The organism is Posidoniimonas corsicana (genome assembly GCF_007859765.1).
Classification (GTDB): Bacteria; Planctomycetota; Planctomycetia; order Pirellulales; family Lacipirellulaceae; genus Posidoniimonas; species Posidoniimonas corsicana.
Window position 1 is genome coordinate 1,217,577 of record NZ_SIHJ01000001.1, and the last position, 18,444, is coordinate 1,236,020.

General features: G+C 67.6%; 14 protein-coding genes and 1 tRNA gene. 9 read left to right on the forward strand and 6 right to left on the reverse strand.

The features are described 5' to 3' along the window. Nucleotides 1-32 precede the first annotated feature (32 nt). Together fabD and rpmF are read right to left on the reverse strand one after the other, a co-directional pair. Nucleotides 33-947 carry an ACP S-malonyltransferase gene (gene fabD / locus KOR34_RS04600; protein WP_146562614.1) on the reverse strand — a complete coding sequence of 305 codons (915 nt, stop codon included), beginning with the start codon at nucleotides 945-947 and terminating at the stop codon, nucleotides 33-35. Between the two features lie 46 nt (nucleotides 948-993). Then, nucleotides 994-1,176 carry a 50S ribosomal protein L32 gene (gene rpmF, locus KOR34_RS04605; protein ID WP_146562616.1) on the reverse strand — a complete coding sequence of 61 codons (183 nt, stop codon included), beginning with the start codon at nucleotides 1,174-1,176 and terminating at the stop codon, nucleotides 994-996. A gap of 266 nt (nucleotides 1,177-1,442) precedes the next feature. On the opposite strand from rpmF, the gene KOR34_RS04610 reads away from it, so the two are divergent. Beyond that, a complete protein-coding gene (locus KOR34_RS04610; protein WP_197531145.1) occupies nucleotides 1,443-1,928 on the forward strand; it encodes a GNAT family N-acetyltransferase in 486 nt (161 codons plus the stop codon). 39 nt (nucleotides 1,929-1,967) lie between these two features. On the opposite strand, the gene gltX is transcribed toward KOR34_RS04610, so the two are convergent. Beyond that, on the reverse strand, nucleotides 1,968-3,533 hold the full coding sequence (gltX, locus tag KOR34_RS04615; RefSeq protein ID WP_146562619.1) for a glutamate--tRNA ligase: 1,566 nt from the start codon (nucleotides 3,531-3,533) through the stop codon (nucleotides 1,968-1,970). A 56-nt stretch (nucleotides 3,534-3,589) separates the two neighbouring features. Then, the gene (locus tag KOR34_RS04620; RefSeq protein ID WP_146562621.1) at nucleotides 3,590-4,762 is read right to left on the reverse strand and encodes a hypothetical protein; all 1,173 of its coding nucleotides are present in this window, start codon (nucleotides 4,760-4,762) and stop codon (nucleotides 3,590-3,592) included. 317 nt (nucleotides 4,763-5,079) lie between these two features. On the opposite strand from KOR34_RS04620, the gene KOR34_RS04625 reads away from it, so the two are divergent. The 5 genes from KOR34_RS04625 (at nucleotide 5,080) to KOR34_RS04645 (ending at nucleotide 10,498) form a co-directional block, all read left to right on the forward strand. Further along, nucleotides 5,080-7,299 carry a diguanylate cyclase domain-containing protein gene (locus tag KOR34_RS04625; RefSeq protein ID WP_146562622.1) on the forward strand — a complete coding sequence of 740 codons (2,220 nt, stop codon included), beginning with the start codon at nucleotides 5,080-5,082 and terminating at the stop codon, nucleotides 7,297-7,299. Nucleotides 7,300-7,309: 10 nt separating this feature from the next. Beyond that, the gene (locus KOR34_RS04630) at nucleotides 7,310-7,585 is read left to right on the forward strand and encodes a hypothetical protein (RefSeq protein WP_146562624.1); all 276 of its coding nucleotides are present in this window, start codon (nucleotides 7,310-7,312) and stop codon (nucleotides 7,583-7,585) included. 161 nt (nucleotides 7,586-7,746) lie between these two features. Further along, nucleotides 7,747-8,451 carry a DUF4252 domain-containing protein gene (locus tag KOR34_RS04635; RefSeq protein ID WP_146562626.1) on the forward strand — a complete coding sequence of 235 codons (705 nt, stop codon included), beginning with the start codon at nucleotides 7,747-7,749 and terminating at the stop codon, nucleotides 8,449-8,451. 185 nt (nucleotides 8,452-8,636) lie between these two features. After that, entirely contained in the window at nucleotides 8,637-9,245 is a 609-nt protein-coding gene (locus tag KOR34_RS04640) for a superoxide dismutase (protein WP_146562628.1), read from the forward strand. A gap of 317 nt (nucleotides 9,246-9,562) precedes the next feature. Next, complete coding sequence (locus KOR34_RS04645) at nucleotides 9,563-10,498, forward strand: hypothetical protein (protein ID WP_146562630.1); 936 nt, start codon at nucleotides 9,563-9,565, stop codon at nucleotides 10,496-10,498. 656 nt (nucleotides 10,499-11,154) lie between these two features. Here the strand turns inward: KOR34_RS04645 and KOR34_RS04650 are convergent. Next, nucleotides 11,155-11,478 carry a DUF6793 family protein gene (locus KOR34_RS04650; protein ID WP_146562632.1) on the reverse strand — a complete coding sequence of 108 codons (324 nt, stop codon included), beginning with the start codon at nucleotides 11,476-11,478 and terminating at the stop codon, nucleotides 11,155-11,157. 333 nt (nucleotides 11,479-11,811) lie between these two features. Between KOR34_RS04650 and KOR34_RS04655 the strand changes: the two genes are divergently transcribed. From KOR34_RS04655 to KOR34_RS04665, 3 genes are all read left to right on the forward strand, one after another. Further along, nucleotides 11,812-11,885 (forward strand) — tRNA-Asp (locus KOR34_RS04655). Between the two features lie 103 nt (nucleotides 11,886-11,988). After that, entirely contained in the window at nucleotides 11,989-12,738 is a 750-nt protein-coding gene (gene kdsB / locus KOR34_RS04660) for a 3-deoxy-manno-octulosonate cytidylyltransferase (protein WP_197531146.1), read from the forward strand. 405 nt (nucleotides 12,739-13,143) lie between these two features. Further along, nucleotides 13,144-14,583, forward strand: coding sequence for a VWA domain-containing protein (locus KOR34_RS04665; RefSeq protein WP_146562636.1), 1,440 nt, complete (start codon nucleotides 13,144-13,146; stop codon nucleotides 14,581-14,583). A gap of 14 nt (nucleotides 14,584-14,597) precedes the next feature. Here KOR34_RS04665 and KOR34_RS04670 read toward each other — a convergent pair whose 3' ends face one another. Next, nucleotides 14,598-17,858: an FHA domain-containing protein gene (locus KOR34_RS04670; protein ID WP_146562638.1), complete on the reverse strand. Its 3,261-nt coding sequence runs from the start codon at nucleotides 17,856-17,858 to the stop codon at nucleotides 14,598-14,600. Nucleotides 17,859-18,444 lie beyond the last annotated feature (586 nt).

The following is an 18,444-nucleotide window of genomic DNA, read 5'->3' on the forward strand; positions in this document are numbered from 1 at the left end:
TCTATAGGGACGGCGCCTGAGGATGCCTGCCGCTAGGCGGGGACGCTCTCGCAAGGCAGCTTTCGATTGATCCGCTTCAACAGCCCCCGCAGCACCCGACCAGGGCCAACCTCGTACACCGTGTCGACGCCGAAGTCATCGATCATCCGCCGCATCGAGTCCTCCCAACGCACCGGGCTCACCACCTGCTTGACCAGCAGGGAGCGGATTTCTTCGGGGTCGTCGTGCACGCCCGCGTCAACATTGCAGATCACCGGGATCTGCGGCGTGCCGATGGTGACACCGGCCAGCTTCGCCTGCAGGCGATCGACCGCGGGCTGCATTAGGCTGGTGTGGAACGCGCCGGCGACAGCCAGCGGCACAACCCGCATTGCGCCCGCCTTGTCGGCCAGCTCCGCGACCCGCTCGCAGGCCGTGGTCCCGCCGGAAACCACCGTGTTGCCAGGGCAGAGGAGGTTGGCGATCTCGAGGGTGTCCTCGCCGCGGGCCTGATCGACGAGGTCCGCAATCTGAGGCACTTCCAGACCGAGCACGCTCACCATCCCTGACGGCGTTGCTTCGGCGGCGTCCTGCATTGCGGCGCCGCGTTCGGCCACGACCCGCAACCCGTCCTCGAAAGAGATGGCCCCGGCGAATGCGAGAGCCGTGTACTCGCCCAGGCTGAGCCCGGCGGTCACCACACAGTTGTCGACAACCGCGGGGTCGTCCAGTCGAAGCTGCTCAAGCGCCGCCAGGCTGCTCACGTAGAGCGCTGGCTGGCTGTAGGCGGTAGAGTCAAGGTCCTCGGCCGGGCCGTTGACGCACAGTTTCAGCAAGTCGTAGCCGAGGATCTGGGCGGCCGCGTCAAACTGCTCGCGAGCCACGATCGACCGCTCGCACAGCTCAGCGGCCATGCCCACCGTCTGGGCGCCTTGGCCGGGGAAGAGCAGGGCGGTTCGAGAGCTCATAAGATGCTTAGCTCGGCAGGGTCAACGCGGCGATTGCGACGACGGTTTAGCTGGCCTCAACGACCGTGCGGCCCATGTAATGGCCACAGTTCGGATTCGGGCAGACCGTGTGCGTGGGGATCATCGTCCCGCACTTCGGGCACGCGTGGAGCTGCCGGGCCTGGAGGGCGTCGTGACTACGGCGCTTGCCGCTGCGTGAGTTCGAGTGTTTTCTCTTCGGGACAGCCATTTCCGGCGCCTTCTACTAATCTGGGGGCCCATGGTTTGGGGCCCAGTGCCAGGGCGGCCCATCCGTCGGGCGGCCCCTGTACGGTATCGGGGGGTCATCGAAGCCCCATAGAGTAGCGGTGTGGCCTCAAAGCTGTCAATGGCTGCCAGCACCCCCGCTAAGACGGGTAGGCCCACGGGGGCAATGCCCTCCGGCCCCCGACTACAAACGCTCCGGCTGCTAGAATGCGGCCTGATTCGCCGCGATTCCTGCCAGAAAGAGGCGCCATGGCCGTCGATATTGTGCCGATCAACTACCGATCCCCCGCCCACCGGTGGGCGTTGGTTTCGCTGCTGGACTCCTACGCAGACACCCCCCAGGGGAGCGGTACCGGCATGACCGACGAGGCCCGCCAGAACGTCTCTGCGATGCTCGAGGCCACGCCAAACGCCTGCGTCTTGATGGCCGTTGACGGCGACGCGCCCGTGGGAACGGCGGTCTGCTGCCAGACATTCAGCACGTTTTCCGCGCGACCCGTCCTCAACCTGCACGACCTGGTGGTCGCGGCGGACCGCCGCGGCCTGGGGATCGGGCGGCGCCTGATGGAGTCGGTCGAGGCGGAGGCCCGACGGCGCGGCTGCTGCTACCTGACGCTCGAAGTCGTGGCTGACAACGAGCAGGCCAAATCGCTGTACCGCGGGTGCGGGTTTTTAGGGGGGGACTCAGCTAACCCACCCGGCGCGATGCTGTTCTGGAAGAAGCCGCTCAACTGACGCGGGACGCGGCCGGTCCGCCCGCCCCCGCTGGCCGGCTTACCCCGCCAGCGACAAGGCCCGTTCGATCCTGGCCAGGCAGCGGTCGCGGCCGAGAATGGCGAGCGTCTCGTAGACGCCAAATCCTACCGCCTTGCCGGTCACCGCGACCCGTATTGCGTGGATCACCTGGCCAATCTTCACCCCTTCGGCCTCGAGAAGCGACTGCAGGCAGGCTTCGGTCGACTCCGTAGTAAACGGCTCAAGGCCCGCCAACCGCTCGCCAAACTTCCGCAGCAGGTCGGCGGCCTCCTCCGGTTTCGTGATCCGCTTGGCAAAGGCCTTCTCGTCGTACTGCAGCTCGTCATCCGCGACAAAGAACTCTTGGTAATCGAGGATGTCGCCCGCGGTCTTGATCCGGTCGCCGGCTGGCTCAACGATCGCCGTCACGTAGGGGCCGGCCTCACAAGGTGGGGGAGACTCCAGATAGCCGGCCCGCTTGAGGAAGTCGACGCACCAGGCGGCCTTCTGCTTCAGCGGGAGCTGCTGCATAGCCCGATCCTGAAACGCCTGCAGCTTGCTCGGGTCGAAGCTTGCCGGCGCCTTGTTCACGCCGATTAAGTCGAAGGACTCAATCATCTCCTCGCGAGTGAACTCCTCGCGCGAGTCATCCAGCGACCACCCAAGCAACAGCAGGTAGTTGAGAATAGCGTCTGGCAGGTAGCCAACCTGCTCGTAGAAGTCGACGATCACCGGGTTAAAGGTCTCGGCCGCGGTCTCCAGCCCGAGCAGCTCGGCAACGTGCTGACCGTGCTGGTTCAGCGCGGCGAAATCGCGGTTCTTGAGGTACTTGTCGAGCTTGCGTTTACTCAGTTTGGTCTTGCTGCCCGGCTCGGCGACGAACGGGACGTGGGCGAACTCGGGCAACTGGTACCCGAGCCGTTCGGCGATGAACGCCTGACGCGGCGTGTTGGACAGGTGCTCCTCCGCGCGGATCACGTGCGAGATCTGCATCTGGTGGTCGTCAACGACCGTCGCCAGGTGGTACAGGCAGGAGCCGTCCGCCCGTTGAATTACGTGGTCCTGCTCCCGCGTCCAGGCGAAGCGGACCTCGCCGCGCACTAAGTCCTGCAGCACCAGCTCGCCCTCACGGGGCATTCTCAAACGCACCACTCCCTGGCGGCCCTCGGCCTCGAACGCGGCGGCCTGCTCCGGCGTTTCCGCCATCCAGCTCCGGCTGTACGTAAACGACCCGCCCGCCTGCTGGGCGGCCTCACGCTCGGCCTGCAGCTCTTCCGGCTTGGCGTAGTCGCGGTAGGCGTCGCCCTGGGCAAGCAGCTGATCGACCGCGACCTGGTAGCGATCGCCACGCTGCGACTGGTAGTACGGCCCGAACTCGCCGCCCGACTCGGGGCCTTCGTCCCAGTCGAGCCCCAGCCAGCGGAAGCCGTGCAGGATGGGCGCCAGGGCTTCCTCCACGTTGCGTTGCTGGTCGGTGTCGTCGATCCGCAGCAGGAACTGACCCCCGTGCTTGCGGGCGAAGAGCCAGTTGAACAGCGCGGTGCGGACGCCGCCGATGTGGAGGTAGCCGGTTGGGCTCGGCGCGAAACGGGTGCGGACAGTCATAGCGGTAGCGGGCCTACGCGGTGCGGGTGCAAGGGCGTGATTCTACGCCAATCCCCTTACGCCGCGTAGCGTCCGTTCGCTTTTTGCTTCCGCAGCCGCTTGCGTTCGGCCTTGGAAAGCTTGCGCCGTGGAGCATCGTCGTCCTCGTACTCGGCGTCGCCCTCAGAGCCGTCAGTCCAGCGGGACTCGCTAGAGGCCGCCGGCGTCGGCGCCGACTTGCGGCGGGCCGCGCGGCGGGCGGAACGCGAGTCGGTCTCCTCTTCGTCCGCCTCAGAATCAGACTGCACTGTCGGGCGTTCGAACTTCACGGTCGTCGGCGCCGGACTGGGGGCCGATTTCTCCTTCTTGACCTCGTCGGCACGCGGCTTGGCGGCCTTGACCGGCTTGGGCTTCTTGACCGGAGCGTTGATGACGCCGTCGGTCTCCAGCAGCACGCGGCGGACGTAGGCCAGCTGGGCCCCTAGCCCAAGAACTAGCCCGCAGAGCAGCCCGCCGATCTCGAACAACCCGGCGTGCTCAGACACGCCGGCGGGGAGAGCGCCCGTCGCCCCACACCACGAGACAATCACGCCAACCACGGCCAGCACGGCGAGCGATAGCGATAGCGGACTCTCGACAACGTCAGCAGCCGGACGGAAACTGATCACCCCAGCGGCAATCACCAACCCGGTCATCCACCAGCCGGCGCCTCCCAACGGGGCGAACCCGGTGAGCGTGCTGAGCTGCTGCGCCAGGGCCGAGCCCAGGCCTACCGAGTAGGCGGCGCTGAGCGTCACCGCCGCGCAGGCCGCAACCGCCCACCACCGGTACCGCCCGCGGACGTCGTCCGTGCGATTCGACCGGAGGCCGTAGATCACACCGCACATCCCGCCCAGCGCCAGCAGCAGGGCGCCGGCAAACCAGCCGCCGATCGAAGCCGGCGACGATCCACCGATCATGCTTGCAAGAGCGGTCGGAAGCGACGCGTGGAAGTACTGAGCCGCAACCACGCCGCCGCTGGCGGCTAGGCCCAACGCGATCGCGCCAGCCAGCGACGCGCCCTTGGTTGGGAGCACGCCCCGAGCAACGGCGAAACTGGGGCTCGCCGCGTCTGGCGCAAACCGGCGCTTCTTTACAGGGGGAGTGTCAGCCGAGTCCGGGCCGGTTGGCCCGTCGGCGACGCCGCCGGCGTTCCGCGTCCCGTCGTTGAGCATCCGTCGTCGGCGATCATCCCTTCCTCCAGCTGCCATCAGCGTTCCCTCGCCTAAGCCCGGCATCCCGCGGGCGGTCGATTGGTCAGAGACAAGCGTGGCGCTGCGGGGCCACGAACCGGTTGTTCCCTACAACCTTTCGGATCGGCATATGCGACCCGGAGGTTTCAGTCGGCGGGCTCATAAATCGGGTTGGGCAAGCAGCGCAAACGCCGACTGCTAGCGGTTGCGCCGGCTGGGTCGCGCCCAACCGTATCGCTGTAACGTGTTTGAAGCGAGTGGTTTGCCGAGCGGCCCTGCGTGACCTAGTTTTGCCGAGTAGCGTCCGCAAGAACCATTATTCCCGCCCCGGCGAGATGTCAGACACCCTGCCCAGCCCCGTGGATCCTCTGCCTGGTGCGTCGGTCCCCTTAGGCCCTCCGCCCGCAGACCCGTCTCGGATCCCCGAGCTGCTGCAAACGCTGGAAGAAACCGCCCGACGCAGCGGTCACGCGTCGGCCGATGCGGACCCCAAGACAACCGAGTTCGAGGACCGGCTGGCCGCCGCCCGGCTAGGCGTGGCGAGCTCGCTCTTCACGGGGCTGCGCTGCAAGCACCCCCCCACCGCGTCGCACTGCCTGCGTGTCGCGCTCGGCTGCAGCCGCTGGGCGGCCGCGTTGGAGATGCCCGACGAGCTCCGCACCCAGCTCGAGCTGGCCGCGCTGCTGCACGATATCGGTAAACTCGGCGTGCCCGACTCGGTGCTGATGAAGCAGGGCCGCCTGCAGCCGGAGGACGTCACCGCGTTGAGCCGCAGCCCGCGGCACGCGCAGGTGATCCTCAGCCGCGCCGGCGCCCCGGAGAAGCTGATTGAGGTGGTGCTCGCCTCGAACGCCTGGTTCGACGGCAGCCGGGGCCCGGAGGGCATGGCGGGAGAGAACATCCCGGCGCTCGCGCGGATTTTGTCGATCGTCGACGCGTACGACTCGATGACCACCGACCACGTCTACCGGCCCGCCAAGTCGCAGGAGCGGGCGGTGGCCGAGCTGTTCGAGTGCGCCGGCTCGCAGTTCGACCCCGGCCTGGTCCGCAGCTTCGTGGACCAGCTCGGCAAGAACCACGCCGAGCGGTCGGCAGAGGTGTCGAAACGCTGGCTCTCGCAGCTGTCGACCGGCAGCGGCGAGCTCCCGTGGGAGTTCACCCGGCACGCGCCGCGGGCCGAGGCGGAGTCGCCGGCCAACGAAGTCGCGATGTTCGAGAAGGAGCTCATCGACCACATGCACGACGGCGTCGTGTTTGTGAACCCGCACCGCCAGATCATCCTGTGGAACACCGGGGCGGAGCGGCTGACCGGCGTGGCCAGTTCGGCCGCCGTGGGTCAGACGCTGGCGCCGTCGCTGCTGGTGATGAGCGCCCCCGACGGGCGCATGCTCGAGGACGCCGAGTGCCCCATCACCGAGGCGATCAGCTCCGGCGCGCCCAACGTGCAGCGGCTGAGCGTCATCGGCCGCAAGGGGAAGCACGTCGAGGTGGACCTGCACTCGATCCCCGTCTGCTCGCCAAGCCAAGGCGTGCTGGGCGCCACCGTGCTGCTGCACGACGCCTCGAGCGAGGCTTCGCTCGAGCAGCGGTGCCAGGCGCTGCACGTCGAGATGACCAAGGACCCGATGACCCAGGTGGCCAACCGGGCCGAGTTCGACCGGGCGCTCGCGATGTTCGTCGACGCGCACCAGGAGACCGGCCTGCCGTGCAGCCTTATCATGGCGGACATCGACCACTTCAAGTCGATCAACGACACCTACGGCCACCAGGCCGGCGACGAGGCGATTATCACCTTCGCGTCGCTGCTCAAATCGATGTGCCGCACCGGCGACCTGGTCGCACGCTACGGTGGGGAAGAATTCGCCGTGCTCTGTGCCGACTGCAACAACGCCAACGCGGCGATGCGGGCGGAGCAGATGCGGCGGACCCTCGCCGACACAATCCAAACGGAACTCGGGGGCAAGTCCATCACCGCCAGCTTCGGCGTGTCCGAGCTGCAGGCGGGCGACACCCCAGAAACGCTGCTCAGACGCTCCGACCGGGCGCTGCTGCAGGCCAAGGACCAAGGGCGCAACCAGGTCGTTCAGCTGGGGGCTGGGATGGAAGAAGAAGAACCCAAGAAGAGCTGGTGGGGATTCGGTTCGTGGGGCAAGTCCCTCGTCGAGACGACCCTCATCACCAACGTCCCGATCGAGGTCGCCGTCGAGAAGCTCAAGGGCTTCATCGCCGACCACGACGCCAAGATCCTCAAGACCGCCGAGCACGAGATCCGGATCGAGTGCTCCGACGCCGGCGCGCTGCGTCGCGCCAACGACCGCCCGGTGGGCTTCGTCCTCGACCTGAAGCTGGCCGAGGAGTTCGTCGAACGCGAAAACGCCGCCGGCATGGCCAAGGGCACCTACGCCCAGACCACCGCCGCGGTGACGATCCGGCCCCGGCACGAGCGGGACCGCCGCCGCGGCTACGCGACCGAACGCGCCCGCAAGCTGCTCGGCAGCCTCCGCTCGTACCTAATGGCCCGCGAGGCGGACGCCGCGCCCACCCCCGCCAAGTAGAACCACAGCCATGCAACGCGAACTCCACGAGATGAAACTCCCCACCGGGCCCCGCGGCCGGGCGTTGCAGCACGCGCGCCACGCCGTCGAAGGGGGCGCCGCCCTGGACGAGGCGTTCGCCGGTTTCGAGCCGGCGCCCCGCCGCACCGACGGCACGCACGCCGCCAGCCGCGGCTCTGACGCCACGCGTGAGGCGGTTCAGCAGATCGCCACGCAGCTCAGGCAGATCGACGAACAGCGTCGGGAGCTGAACCGGCTGCTCGAGCTGCTCGACTCCGCCGAGTGACCATTACGGCGTCGAACTGATAAACGCTGAGCCGGGGCAGCCCGGCTTTTTTTCTGCAATCTCCCGCCTCGGCCCAATCTGCCGGCGCCGGATGCGAATTACCTTCCAGGCGGCCCGGCCGCCACAGACAGGTTTCACTCTATTCGCAGGGAGAATCGACAATGGGTTGTGCAATGCAAGCGCCGAGCGGCGTGCGGCGGCTTGGGGTGCTCGTGGGACTCGCGGCGGCGACGGCGTTCGCGCCCGCCGCTTCGGCGCAAGACCGGAGCGGGTCACCGACGCCCGGCCAGGCGCGGCTCGACTTCGCCAGCCTGCCGGGGCCGACGGTCGAGCTCAACCTCAGCGAGGGGCTCATCCAGCAGGCCCTCGGGTTGGGCGAGGCGGCGCTATCCGGCTTCCTCAGCGGCCTGGAGGAGAACGCGGCCGCCGAAAACGCCGAAGCGGTCCGCTACATCGCCCAGCAGGTAGGCGCGACGCGCGAACTGACGGAGGTGCTCGGCGAGGTGGTCGACAGCGTCCACCTCAACGTCTGGAAGGACGCCCGCGCGCTAGGCGACGCGGCGGCCGACGTGCCGCAACTGGTGGCCGCGCAGCTGTCCGACCAGGGCTGGGAGACGACCCTCCGCGCCCGGGACGGAAACAAGCTGGCGCACGTGTACCTGCAGCGTGAGGGCGAGGCGGTCCGCGGCGTGTTCGTTCTGGCCCAGGACGGGGGCGAGTTGGTGATGGCCAACGTCGTCGGTGATCTGTCGCAGGAAAATGTGGAGCGGATCGCCAACCTGGCGACCAAGATCGCGGTCGAGGCCGGCCTGGACGACGAGCTGACCAAGGCGGTCGAGAAGATCCGAGAGCGGCAAAGACGCTAACCGCGCCGCCCGCCCGCGCCGCCGATGCGGCCGGGCGGGCCCCTGAGGCCGCTCCCTGGCGGATTGCCAGCCAACCTGCAGCGCGTTAACCTGCGGCATTCAACGCCAAGCAGATTTTGGCGCGGTTGTTGCAGCCCAAGTTGACGCAAGGCAACCCGCCGCAACGAGAATACAGGAGCACCCTCATGGCCTATTCCCTCCCGAAACTCCCCTACGCTTACGACGCCCTGGAGCCGCACATCGACGCGCGGACCATGGAAATCCACCACACAAAGCACCACAACGCGTATGTCACCAAGGTGAACGACGCGCTCGAGGGCTCGGGCGTGGCGGAGCAGTCGATCGAAGATCTGTGCCGCAACATCGCGTCGGTCCCCGAGAACATCCGCGGCGCGGTCCGCAACAACGGCGGCGGCCACGCCAACCACTCGCTGTTCTGGACCGTGATGAGCGGCTCCGGCGGCGGCGCCCCCAGCGGCGATCTGGCCGCCGCGATTGACGCCGAGCTGGGCGGCTTCGAGAAGTTCAAGGAGGCCTTCTCCAACGCCGCGGCCACCCGGTTTGGCAGCGGCTGGGCCTGGCTGAGCGTTGACGGCGGCAAGCTGGTCGTCGAAAGCACCCCCAACCAGGACAACCCCTACATGGAAGGCCGCACGCCGATCCTGGGCCTGGACGTCTGGGAGCACGCGTACTACCTCCACTACCAGAACCGGCGGCCCGACTACATCAGTGCGTTCTTCAACGTGGTGGACTGGTCGGCCGTGGCGGACCGCTACGCCGCCGCCAAGGGCTGATAGCACCCGCGGCGGCGCCGCGAAAACTGACGCAATCTCACAGGCCCCGCGGGCTTCCCGCGGGGCCTTTCTTTATGGTGCTGCGCAGCGGATCAGGATTCGCGGGCAAATCGGCGTTGACTCGACCGGCCCGCCTCCTATACTCCGCCGCGGTTGGCTGATCCGCCGTGCCGGCGCCGCATGCATTTTGCAAAGCGTGCCGATCCGGCTGGACCACCGGCCCGGCGTGAGCCGAACAGATAAAAATGCGGTTGTAGGACTTCGGTCGACCCGGACCCTGCGACGTCGAAGACAACCAACTCCCAGGCACGGACGCCATGCGAGCCTTCCCAGCGAAAACCCAGCGGTACGCCGCGTTGCTGATCCTTCTGACTGCGATGACCACCGGTTGCCGCAGCTCTTCTCGCTGGGCGTCGTTGAACCCGTGGTCCAGCGGGGACCAGGAAACCTCGATCGCTGCGCGGACCGCCCCGGAACTGCCCACGGCCCAAGCGAGCAATCCCGGCGGGGGCGCCGCCCTCGCGAGCTCCGCCTCGGCCACGTCGGACGCGCCGGCCTTCCAGCCGGCGGCCACGGCGCCGACCACCACTCCGCCGTCCTCCGCGTACCCCACCACCGGGGTCGCGAGCGCCCCACCGGCGACAACCGCGCCGTCGACTCCGGCCTACCCGAGCACCAACAGCTACGCCGCCGCGTCGGCGCCCGCTGCGGCGGCTTCGCCGGCCGCTGGCCCGTACGATCCCAACGGCTACACGCCGCCGGCACCGACAACGCCCGCCGCGCCCGCCGACCGCTACGCCGACAACCGTTACGGCGGGGGCAACTCGCTGCCGCTGGCCGACATGCCGCCCGTCGCGGCCGCTGCCACGACGCCGTCAACGCCGAGCTCGCCGCTGCCGACCACGCCTGCCGCCAGCGGAGTGGTTTCCGCGGGGGATCGCTACGGGGCCGTCTCGTCGCCGCTCGCCGGCCTGCAGCCATCGACGCCGGCCGCACAGCCCATCACGTCCACGCCCGCCGCACCGAGCACGCCGCACGTCAGCCAGACGGCCGCCCAGTCGGCGCCGATCAACAGCGTCCCCGGCGGGTACCGACCGGGCGGCACCTCGAGCTACGACTCGCAGGTTAGCGTCGCGCTGAGGACCGCCCCAACGGCGACTCAGCCACCCCAGACGCAGGCGGCCCCTGCCGCCCAGCCGCAGGGCTCGCCAGCGGCGCCGTCCTACCCGAGCACCGAGGCGTACCGTTACTAGGGCGCCACGGGCGGTTGGCGGCCTAGGCCACCGCCGCGCGAGTTTTGTCCCTTTTGGCGCTATCGATTCTTAGGGACAAAAGTCGGGCCCCACCGGAAGCCCCCAGGCTCGTTTCACGCTTGCATAGCAGCGTCTGGACGAATCCTCACGGCGCCCGCCGGCCGACTTTTGTCCACGCTCGCGCGTTAATAGGGACAAAAGTGGTCGAATCCCCCAGGGCCCCTTTTGCTGGGCCCAAGGCGTGATCAACGCCTCATGGGCGTTGATGAGATCAGCCAGGCGCCTACCCGCTCGGACCAGCCCCTTCTCACCCCGTATTGGACCGCGCGGGGTGGCCGGTTTCTACAAAGAAGTAGTGCTGGTCACCGGAATCCGTGAGCCATACGGCAGCGACAACAGGCACGGCGCCTCGGCTCAGAATCGGCGCACAGGTGTAGCGGCTCTTCCCTAAGCCGCGCGGTTGGCGTTAGAGCCGGGGCTAGGGCTTAGCTGTCTTCGAACCCACCCTGCGGGTCACATCGACGGCAGCGGGGAAGGTCCAGCACTTACGATGTGAACGGCCGTCAGGCGATGCAACCCGCGCGAAGGTGACCACATCCGCTGGCGGAGATCAGCCAAACGAGCCGCCGCTGCCTTGAGACGGACCGGTGCGAGGGCTACCAGCCCATCACCATGTTCGACTCGATGACCTTGCGGGCCTGTTCTAGGTCGACGCCCGTCTCGTGCATGTACAGGCGGATGGCGTGGACCTTGTCGCCCTCGGCCTTGGACAGGCAGTCGCGCGCGGTGTTGCACGGGTCGACGGAGTTCTGAATGCCGAGTGCGCTCTTGGAGATCACCCACGTGTCGCGGGGCCGCTTCGTCAGCCGCTTGACGCTCTCTTGGGGGTAGGCGTCAGCCACCACACCACTCGCCTCATCGGCGTCGTTGGCCCAGCTGATAATGATGTGGTTGTCGGTCTCGATCTCAAAGAGAGGCATGGCAGAACTCCTTCTTGCAAGGCGAGCGACGAGGGTGGCCGGGATGGTTTGCCCGCGGCCGCTCGCGGCCAGAGCCAGAATCTGGAGCGAGGTTTCTCGCCCAGGTCTGATGGTAGAAAAACCGAGTCACAAAAGTCAACTTGCGGCGCGTTCCCGCGGGGCGAAAGGGGGACGTCCGCAGCTCTGGTGGTCGGGTTTGTCGGGGCCGCACCGGTCGCGCCGGGCGCCCCGCGGGGGATTGTTAGCGGCGTCCCCAACAGCGGTTGACGCTTAGCGGGGCGGCTAGCTAAACTACCGTTCTTGCTTGAGGAGGGCCTCGCCCACCGGCAGCAAGGCCCTGTAGCTCAATTGGTTAGAGCACCGGACTGTCGATCCGGAGGTTGCGGGTTCGATCCCCGTCGGGGTCGCTTAGCACAGCGACTAAGGGACGCTCTCTGGAGCGTCCCTTTTTTGTTGCCGCGGCGGTCGCCGCGGCCAATGGTTGTTCCCTCGGCCGGAAGCCGTAGCGCCATGCCCAGCACGCTCGCCGTTATCCCCGCCCGCCACGCGTCGAGCCGCCTCCCGGCCAAGCCCCTCGCCTTGATTGCCGGACGCCCAATGGTGGAGTGGGTGCTACGCCGCACCGAGTCGAGCGGCGTCTTCGACCGGGTCGTAGTCGCCACCGACCACGACGAGATCGCCGCGGTGGTCGACCGCCTCGGCGGGCAAGCGGTTATGACCTCCGCCGACTGCCAAACCGGCACCGACCGAGTGGCCGACGCCGCCCGCCAGTTCCCCGACGCGGAGATCGTGGCCAACGTCCAAGGCGACCAGCCGTTCGTCGACCCGGAGATGCTGCGGGCGTTGGTCGCCCCCTACCTGGCCGGCGACTCGCCCGACATGACGACCGTGGCCACCCGGTTCGGCGATCAGGCGCAGTTCGAGGGCCCCAGCGCGGTCAAGGTGATCCGTGACGCGCAGCAGAACGCGATCTATTTCTCACGGTCGGTTATCCCGCACGGGTCGACGTTCGACTCGGGCGAGTCGCTGCACCACCTTGGGCTGTACGCGTTCCGAGAGCCGTTCCTGCAAGAGTTCTGCCAACTACCCCAGACTCCGCTGGAGCTGCGCGAGAGCCTCGAGCAGCTTCGGGCGCTTGAGCACGGGCGGTCGATCCGCGTCACCGAGGTCACGCGCCCGGTGATCGAGGTCAACACGGCCGAGGAGTTGGAACTGGCTAACACCATCGCGGCGCGCGATGGGCTCTCTGTAGACGCCTAAGGTGCTCACCTTGCGCCTCGGCGTCGGGTCACGTCGAGCGCTGACGAGTTCCGGAAGGCTCAGGCGCCTGACCGCGGGCTAGACCGGTCAGCGGAACCCGTTTCGTCAGGTTCTGTCGCAGCTGCAAGGATGGGCGCGATATGAGCCCGAAACGCAAACGGTAGCGGAGGCCGAGAACACTGCTACCCAGGCGGTAAAGGAACGTGAGCCGGAGTCCTGGGAGCCGTCGCGTCGTCTCGAGTGGGTCAAACCGCGACAAATATGGCAAAACCCAGTGGTTTGTTTGAGCCAACGGTCGGCCGCAATTAGACTGGCAACTCGTTCCAGGCGTTGCCTCTCCTCTTGCTCGCTACTCACGCCGCTGCGCAGGCCTGTCCGCACAGTCCTGCGAAGGCGGCCGCCGCCATGGCCGAACCCATCCACGCCGACTCGCCGCCGGACCGCGCGACGCTGCTGCGAGACGCCCGACGGCGGCTCGCCCAGCTCGAGATCGAGACCCACCGACTCCGCGCCGAACTCGCCAGGCTGGAAGCCCGCGGCGAGGACGAGGCGGCGGCGCGGCTTACCGAGCAACTGGAACGTGAGGAAGAACGGCTGGCCGAGGACCGAGACCTGCTCCGCGGCGAGGGAATCCAACCAACGCGACCGGTCTCGGCGGGAATCGACTCGAGGCAAAGCAACCCCGATGAGCCATTCACGCCGACGGCCGTACCGCCCGTTGATAATCCAGCGGATGCTCAGGTCAGCCCCGAGTTTGGCGCCCTGAGTCAGGGCCCACGGACCAAGAGCACATCACGCAAGAGATCGAAGAAACGGAGACTCAAGCCCGCCTGGACGGTTAGCCTCGCTGCGCACTTGGCGCTGGTGGTGCTGCTCGGCTGCGTAACGTTTGGGCTCCCCTTGGATCAAACTAGGTTTCTGCTCGCCAACGCGACCGACGGTGAAGACTTCGACGATTTCGTAGAGATCTCGCTCGAAGCCGAGGAGTCGGACGAGCCCCCGCTCGATCTCGAACTAGACCCGCTGGCCACGCTGCCGCTCGACGAGCCGGCGCTAGCCACGATAGACGCGGCGTTGTTCGCCGACGTGTCGGACTACGCGGTGACCCAAGTCACCGCAATCGAGACGCTCCCGTCCGACGCCAGCGGTCTGATGCAGGCCGCAGGCATTAGTGGGGCAGGGGGCGAAACCGGCGACGGCAGCGAGAGCGGCGCGGGGTCCGCACAGTTCTTCGGCGCCCGGGCGCAGGGGAACCGGTTCGTGTTCGTAGTCGACAACTCGGGCAGCATGACCGGCGGGCGGATGGAGACCACCTTCTTCGAGCTGCTCAACTCCATCGGCGGCATGAAGCCGAAGCAGGAGTTCCATGTCCTGTTCTACAGCGATCAGGTCTACCCGATGTTCTTCCCGCAGCCGGCCAACGAGCTGATCGCGGCCACGCGAGCGAACAAAGGGCGATTAGAGCAGTGGCTGGCGTCCGTGCAGATGTGCAAAGGCGACTGCCTGACCGACGCCATGGACCAGGCCGCCGCGCTGCGCCCGCACGTGGTGTACCTGCTGTCCGACGGGGGGTACCTGTTCACCGGCAAGGGCGCCGAGCGGAAGAAGTCGGGGAAGCTGGAGTACCTGACCGAGCAAACCGACCACTGGCAGTTCACCGTGCACACGCTTGGCATGACGGTCCGCAACGCCGACGCCGCCGAGGGCCTGACGCTCATCGCCCGCGCCCACGGCGGCACGTTCACCCCGGTAGGCGTACGGCCGGCGGCCGCGCTGCTCGCCAAGCAGAAGCGGATTCCCTACAACCGCACTCCCGGGCAGTTGTGGGGGAGCGAGGTCCGGTAGGTCGCCGCACCGGTCTACTTGTTGATGGGGAGCTTCTCGGCGTTCAGGCGTTCTTGCAGCGCGCCGTCGCTGCCGCCGGTCCTGACGGATTGCAGCAGGTGGGCGAGCGAGCGGAACACCCACACGCCGGCCAGCAGCAAGGCAAACGCCCCGCCGACCAACTGGGTGCTGAACACCGCTGGCGCCGACGCAATCAGGTAGCCGCCACTAGCCATCGCGATGGAAGCGATAACGAGGTTGGCGATCGACTGCTCGCGGCTGTGCTTCGACGCCGCCACGCCGATCGCCTGGCGGGCGGAGTCGTTGGCGAGCCGCCTCAGCGAAGCCATGTCGGTCGACTGCTCTGGCTGCACCGACCGCTTGATCTCGTCCAGGCTCATGATGGGCTGCTTGGCCGGCGCCGGCGCTTCGGGCGTCGGCGTGGGCTCGACGGCTTGCTGCTGCTCGCGTGAGGCCGCGGGCTTCTCCGTCGCTTCCGGAGCCGTGTTGATGCCGCCCCGCATGCGTTCCATCAGCCTCGACATGTAGGCGTCGATGTCTTCTTCGTCGGGGTCGGCGCTCTCCGCAGCGGGCTCTGGCGCGGGAACAGCCGGCGCCGGCTCGGGCATCGATTGCTGCTCTGCATCCGGCCCGTCCTCGGCCGGCAGCAGGTGGGCGTACTGCTCGACGAAAGACTTGGGCGCCTCGAACGCCGCGGTCGGCGTTTCATCGGCCTCGGCGGCGGGGCCGTGACCTTCGGGCTCCTCCTCGTCATCGGAGTCGTCCATCAACCAGTCGGGGATGGGCGATGCCGATCGCGGACCGGCAGGGTCGCCCTCCTCCTGGCAAACTTGCTCGCCGTCGTCTGAGACTTGCTCCGCAACGGTCGCCGCGGAATTGAGGGCAGGATCGTTGTCCGTCGCGTCAGACTGCGGGGGTACGGGGACCTCCCAGGAAGGCGCATGTAGCTGTTCCTCCGACTCGGAAACGGATTCTTCGGGCGGCGACTGGGCTAGAGGCAGCATGCCGCTTCCCTCCTCCGCGACACCGCTATCCGACTCCTCCGCAGCTGGTTCCTGTTCCTGAGGCTCCTCGGTGGTCGTCCGCTCGATATCCCACATACCGGCGGGGTCGATCGCAGGGGTCGCCGTCGTTGCCGGCTCGTCCGCCTTGGCAGCGACGTCCCACATGCCCGAAAGCGGCGACTCTTCTTCGCTTTGCTCGGCGCCTGCGTCCGAAACGCTGTCGGCATCGCCGCCCGAGAGGCGCCAATCGACCGGCTCGACTTCGTCAGCGCCGCCTTGCGACTCCTCTTCTTCGGTTGCCACGGGCTCGTGCGTGGCGAACTTCGCGCCGAACTCCTCGCCACCAGACCGGATGGGCGTCGTCTTGCCGCCGAGGAAGGCGGCTTCCTCGTCTTCCGCCGGAGTCTCAGCGGTGGGTTCGGTCGACTCGGTGGAGGCGCCCGGCAGCGCCGCCAGCCACTCGTCCGAGTTCGCCTCGGTTGGGGTAGGTTCGGGGGTGTCCTCGGTCTCGCGGACCTCGGACACTGTCGGGGGCTCGGTCGCTTCGGAGGAAACCGACCAATCGGCGTCTGACGGCTCAATGCTGGCATCCGACGCGGCGGCTTCGCTGGGCACGCCGGCCTCAGCAGCATCGTCCGAAGGCTCAGGCAGTTCGGCTTCGTCGGCCTGCACCGCCGCCTCTTCGGCACGCTGCCGTAGCTGCTCTTGGGCCGCCGACAGCTCGCCGGCCAGCGATTCCCGCTCGGCCTCCCAGCTCTCGATCGCGGCGGAAAGCGAGGCGATCTTCTCGGCCTGCTCCGCGAGTTGGTCGCGTAACTCCTGGTTGACGGCGTCCTGGCTCTCAACTTTCTGACGGAGCCCGTCGAGCTCGCCATCGAGTGCTGCTTTCTCGGCTTCCAGGCTAGCGTACTGGGCGTCTCGATCCGCGAGCGTGGCGCGGAGTTCGTCGACACAGGCCGACAGCTCTTCGCAGCGCTCGATGTAGTGGGAGAGCTGGTCGGTCGTCTCCGCCGCACGCTGCCGCTCGGCGCGCAGGGATTCAACGAGACGCTTGGCACGCGAGCGGACAGCCGTCAGCCTCTCCTGCCCCCGGAGCATCGAAGCTAGATCAATCGGGTGGGGCGTCGGGATGCCGTCGCCCGCTTCAAGTCCGGCGTGGCCGGACGCCTGCGCGGCGACCGCCTCGACCGACTTCCAGTTCACATCGGTGTAGAACTCGAAGCGATCGGGGTCTTCTGTACCGGCAGGGCAGTCGTCGTTTGACTCGGCGGCCTCATCGGCGCCTTCGCCGGTGGGCTCAGGCTCGACGCCCTCGGGCACGGTGACGAGGTGGTGGGTGTCTGTGGAAACCTCCGCATCGGTGGCTTCGTCCTCCGCTGGGCAGGCCGCTTCATCGGTTTCCTCTGCCTCCTCGGCAGCTGCTGCCGACTCGCGATTCGCGTCCTCCCATGGCTTCAGCAGGTGGGGGGGGACCGGCGAGACCGAGGCGCCGGGCGGCGTTATCGCTGTGTCCTTTGTTCCCTCAGCCTCGGAGTCGTCGGACTTCTCCGGCTGCAGGTCATGCTGTTCGTCAGTGGCAGAAGGCTCGTCCGTGACCGATTCCTCGGCGCCCGAATCCAATGGGTGCTCCGCGAGCGAAGGCTCATCCTGAGTCGCCTTCTCGGAGTCGTACGTTGGAGCGGCCAGCTCTTCTGCATACGCCGCCTCTTCCCCGACTTCGTCCGCGTCCTCAAAGGCGAGGTGCTCAAGAAGGCCCGCAGGTTCAGCGGCCTGGAGGCCCGACTCCTCGGTTGCCAGCTGGTCAGCGACAAGCGTGGCGTTGTCAGAGTCGTCGGCCGTGGACTCGTTGTGTTCGCTGAGGTTGAGGTCGTCATCACCAACGTTCGGACCGTCGGCAAACAGGTCCGCACCAGCCGATGTTTCAACTTCGTAGCCGGCGCCTGACGACTCGACCGGCAGCAGGTGCAAGTCGACTGGACCGATCGACAGGCAGTCGCCAGCGTGCAGGGGCGCCTCGGTGAAGGTGCTCCCGTTCAGCTTGGTGCCCGGCGACCACCGCCGCACAGTAGCCGCCCCATCGGCGAGAACCACGACGCAGTGCAGCGGCTTCAGCCCGGGCGCATCAAGGCGCAGGTCGCACTTGGGCCCGGCGCCGATGGAGGTCGGCCCCTCGGGCAGCAGGAACCCCTGCTCCCAATCGGAGGCGGACAGTTGAAGGGCTCCCAGCGGAGCCGCCGTGGCAAGGACCGCGGCCTGCGTTTCGGTAGACATTGAGGGCGTCATCTTCGAGGGTTTCCACGGACCGACAGCCGTTGGCGAGCCATCACGACTCCGCCGCAAACCAACCGCCCGTACCGACATAATCTCACTGGGATGTAGCTTCCAACGAGCGAGCGGTCAAAACGGCCCGGGCCCCTGGGGCCGGACTCGCGTCCTCCGGCGATTTCACTCAACCGGATGTTCCGGAGGATCCGATTAGATAACCGTTTGCCTGGCGGCCGGCGGTTCCCCGCTATCAAACGAATGTCCAGCCCGACCACCCAAGGGATCGCAGGCGATTGACGCTGCGCCGTTGACTGCGGGGCAGGAAAAACCCGCGGAAATCGGCCCCGGGCGAGGGAACTCAGCCCGTCAACTCGGTTTACTGAACAACCGACGACCCATTTTCGGAAAACTGCGTACTATAGTTTGGTTGTTGCCAGGGGCGACCGGCCCGTGCGTCAACCAGATTTACAGCAGAGAAGCGGGGCGAGCGACGGCGGCCGAGGAGGGCCAAGGCGCTCCCCTGGGAACACGAGGCGGCAGGCGCCGCCCCCCCGAGGCCCGCCCAGGCGGTGCACAGGATTCGGGGCCGTGG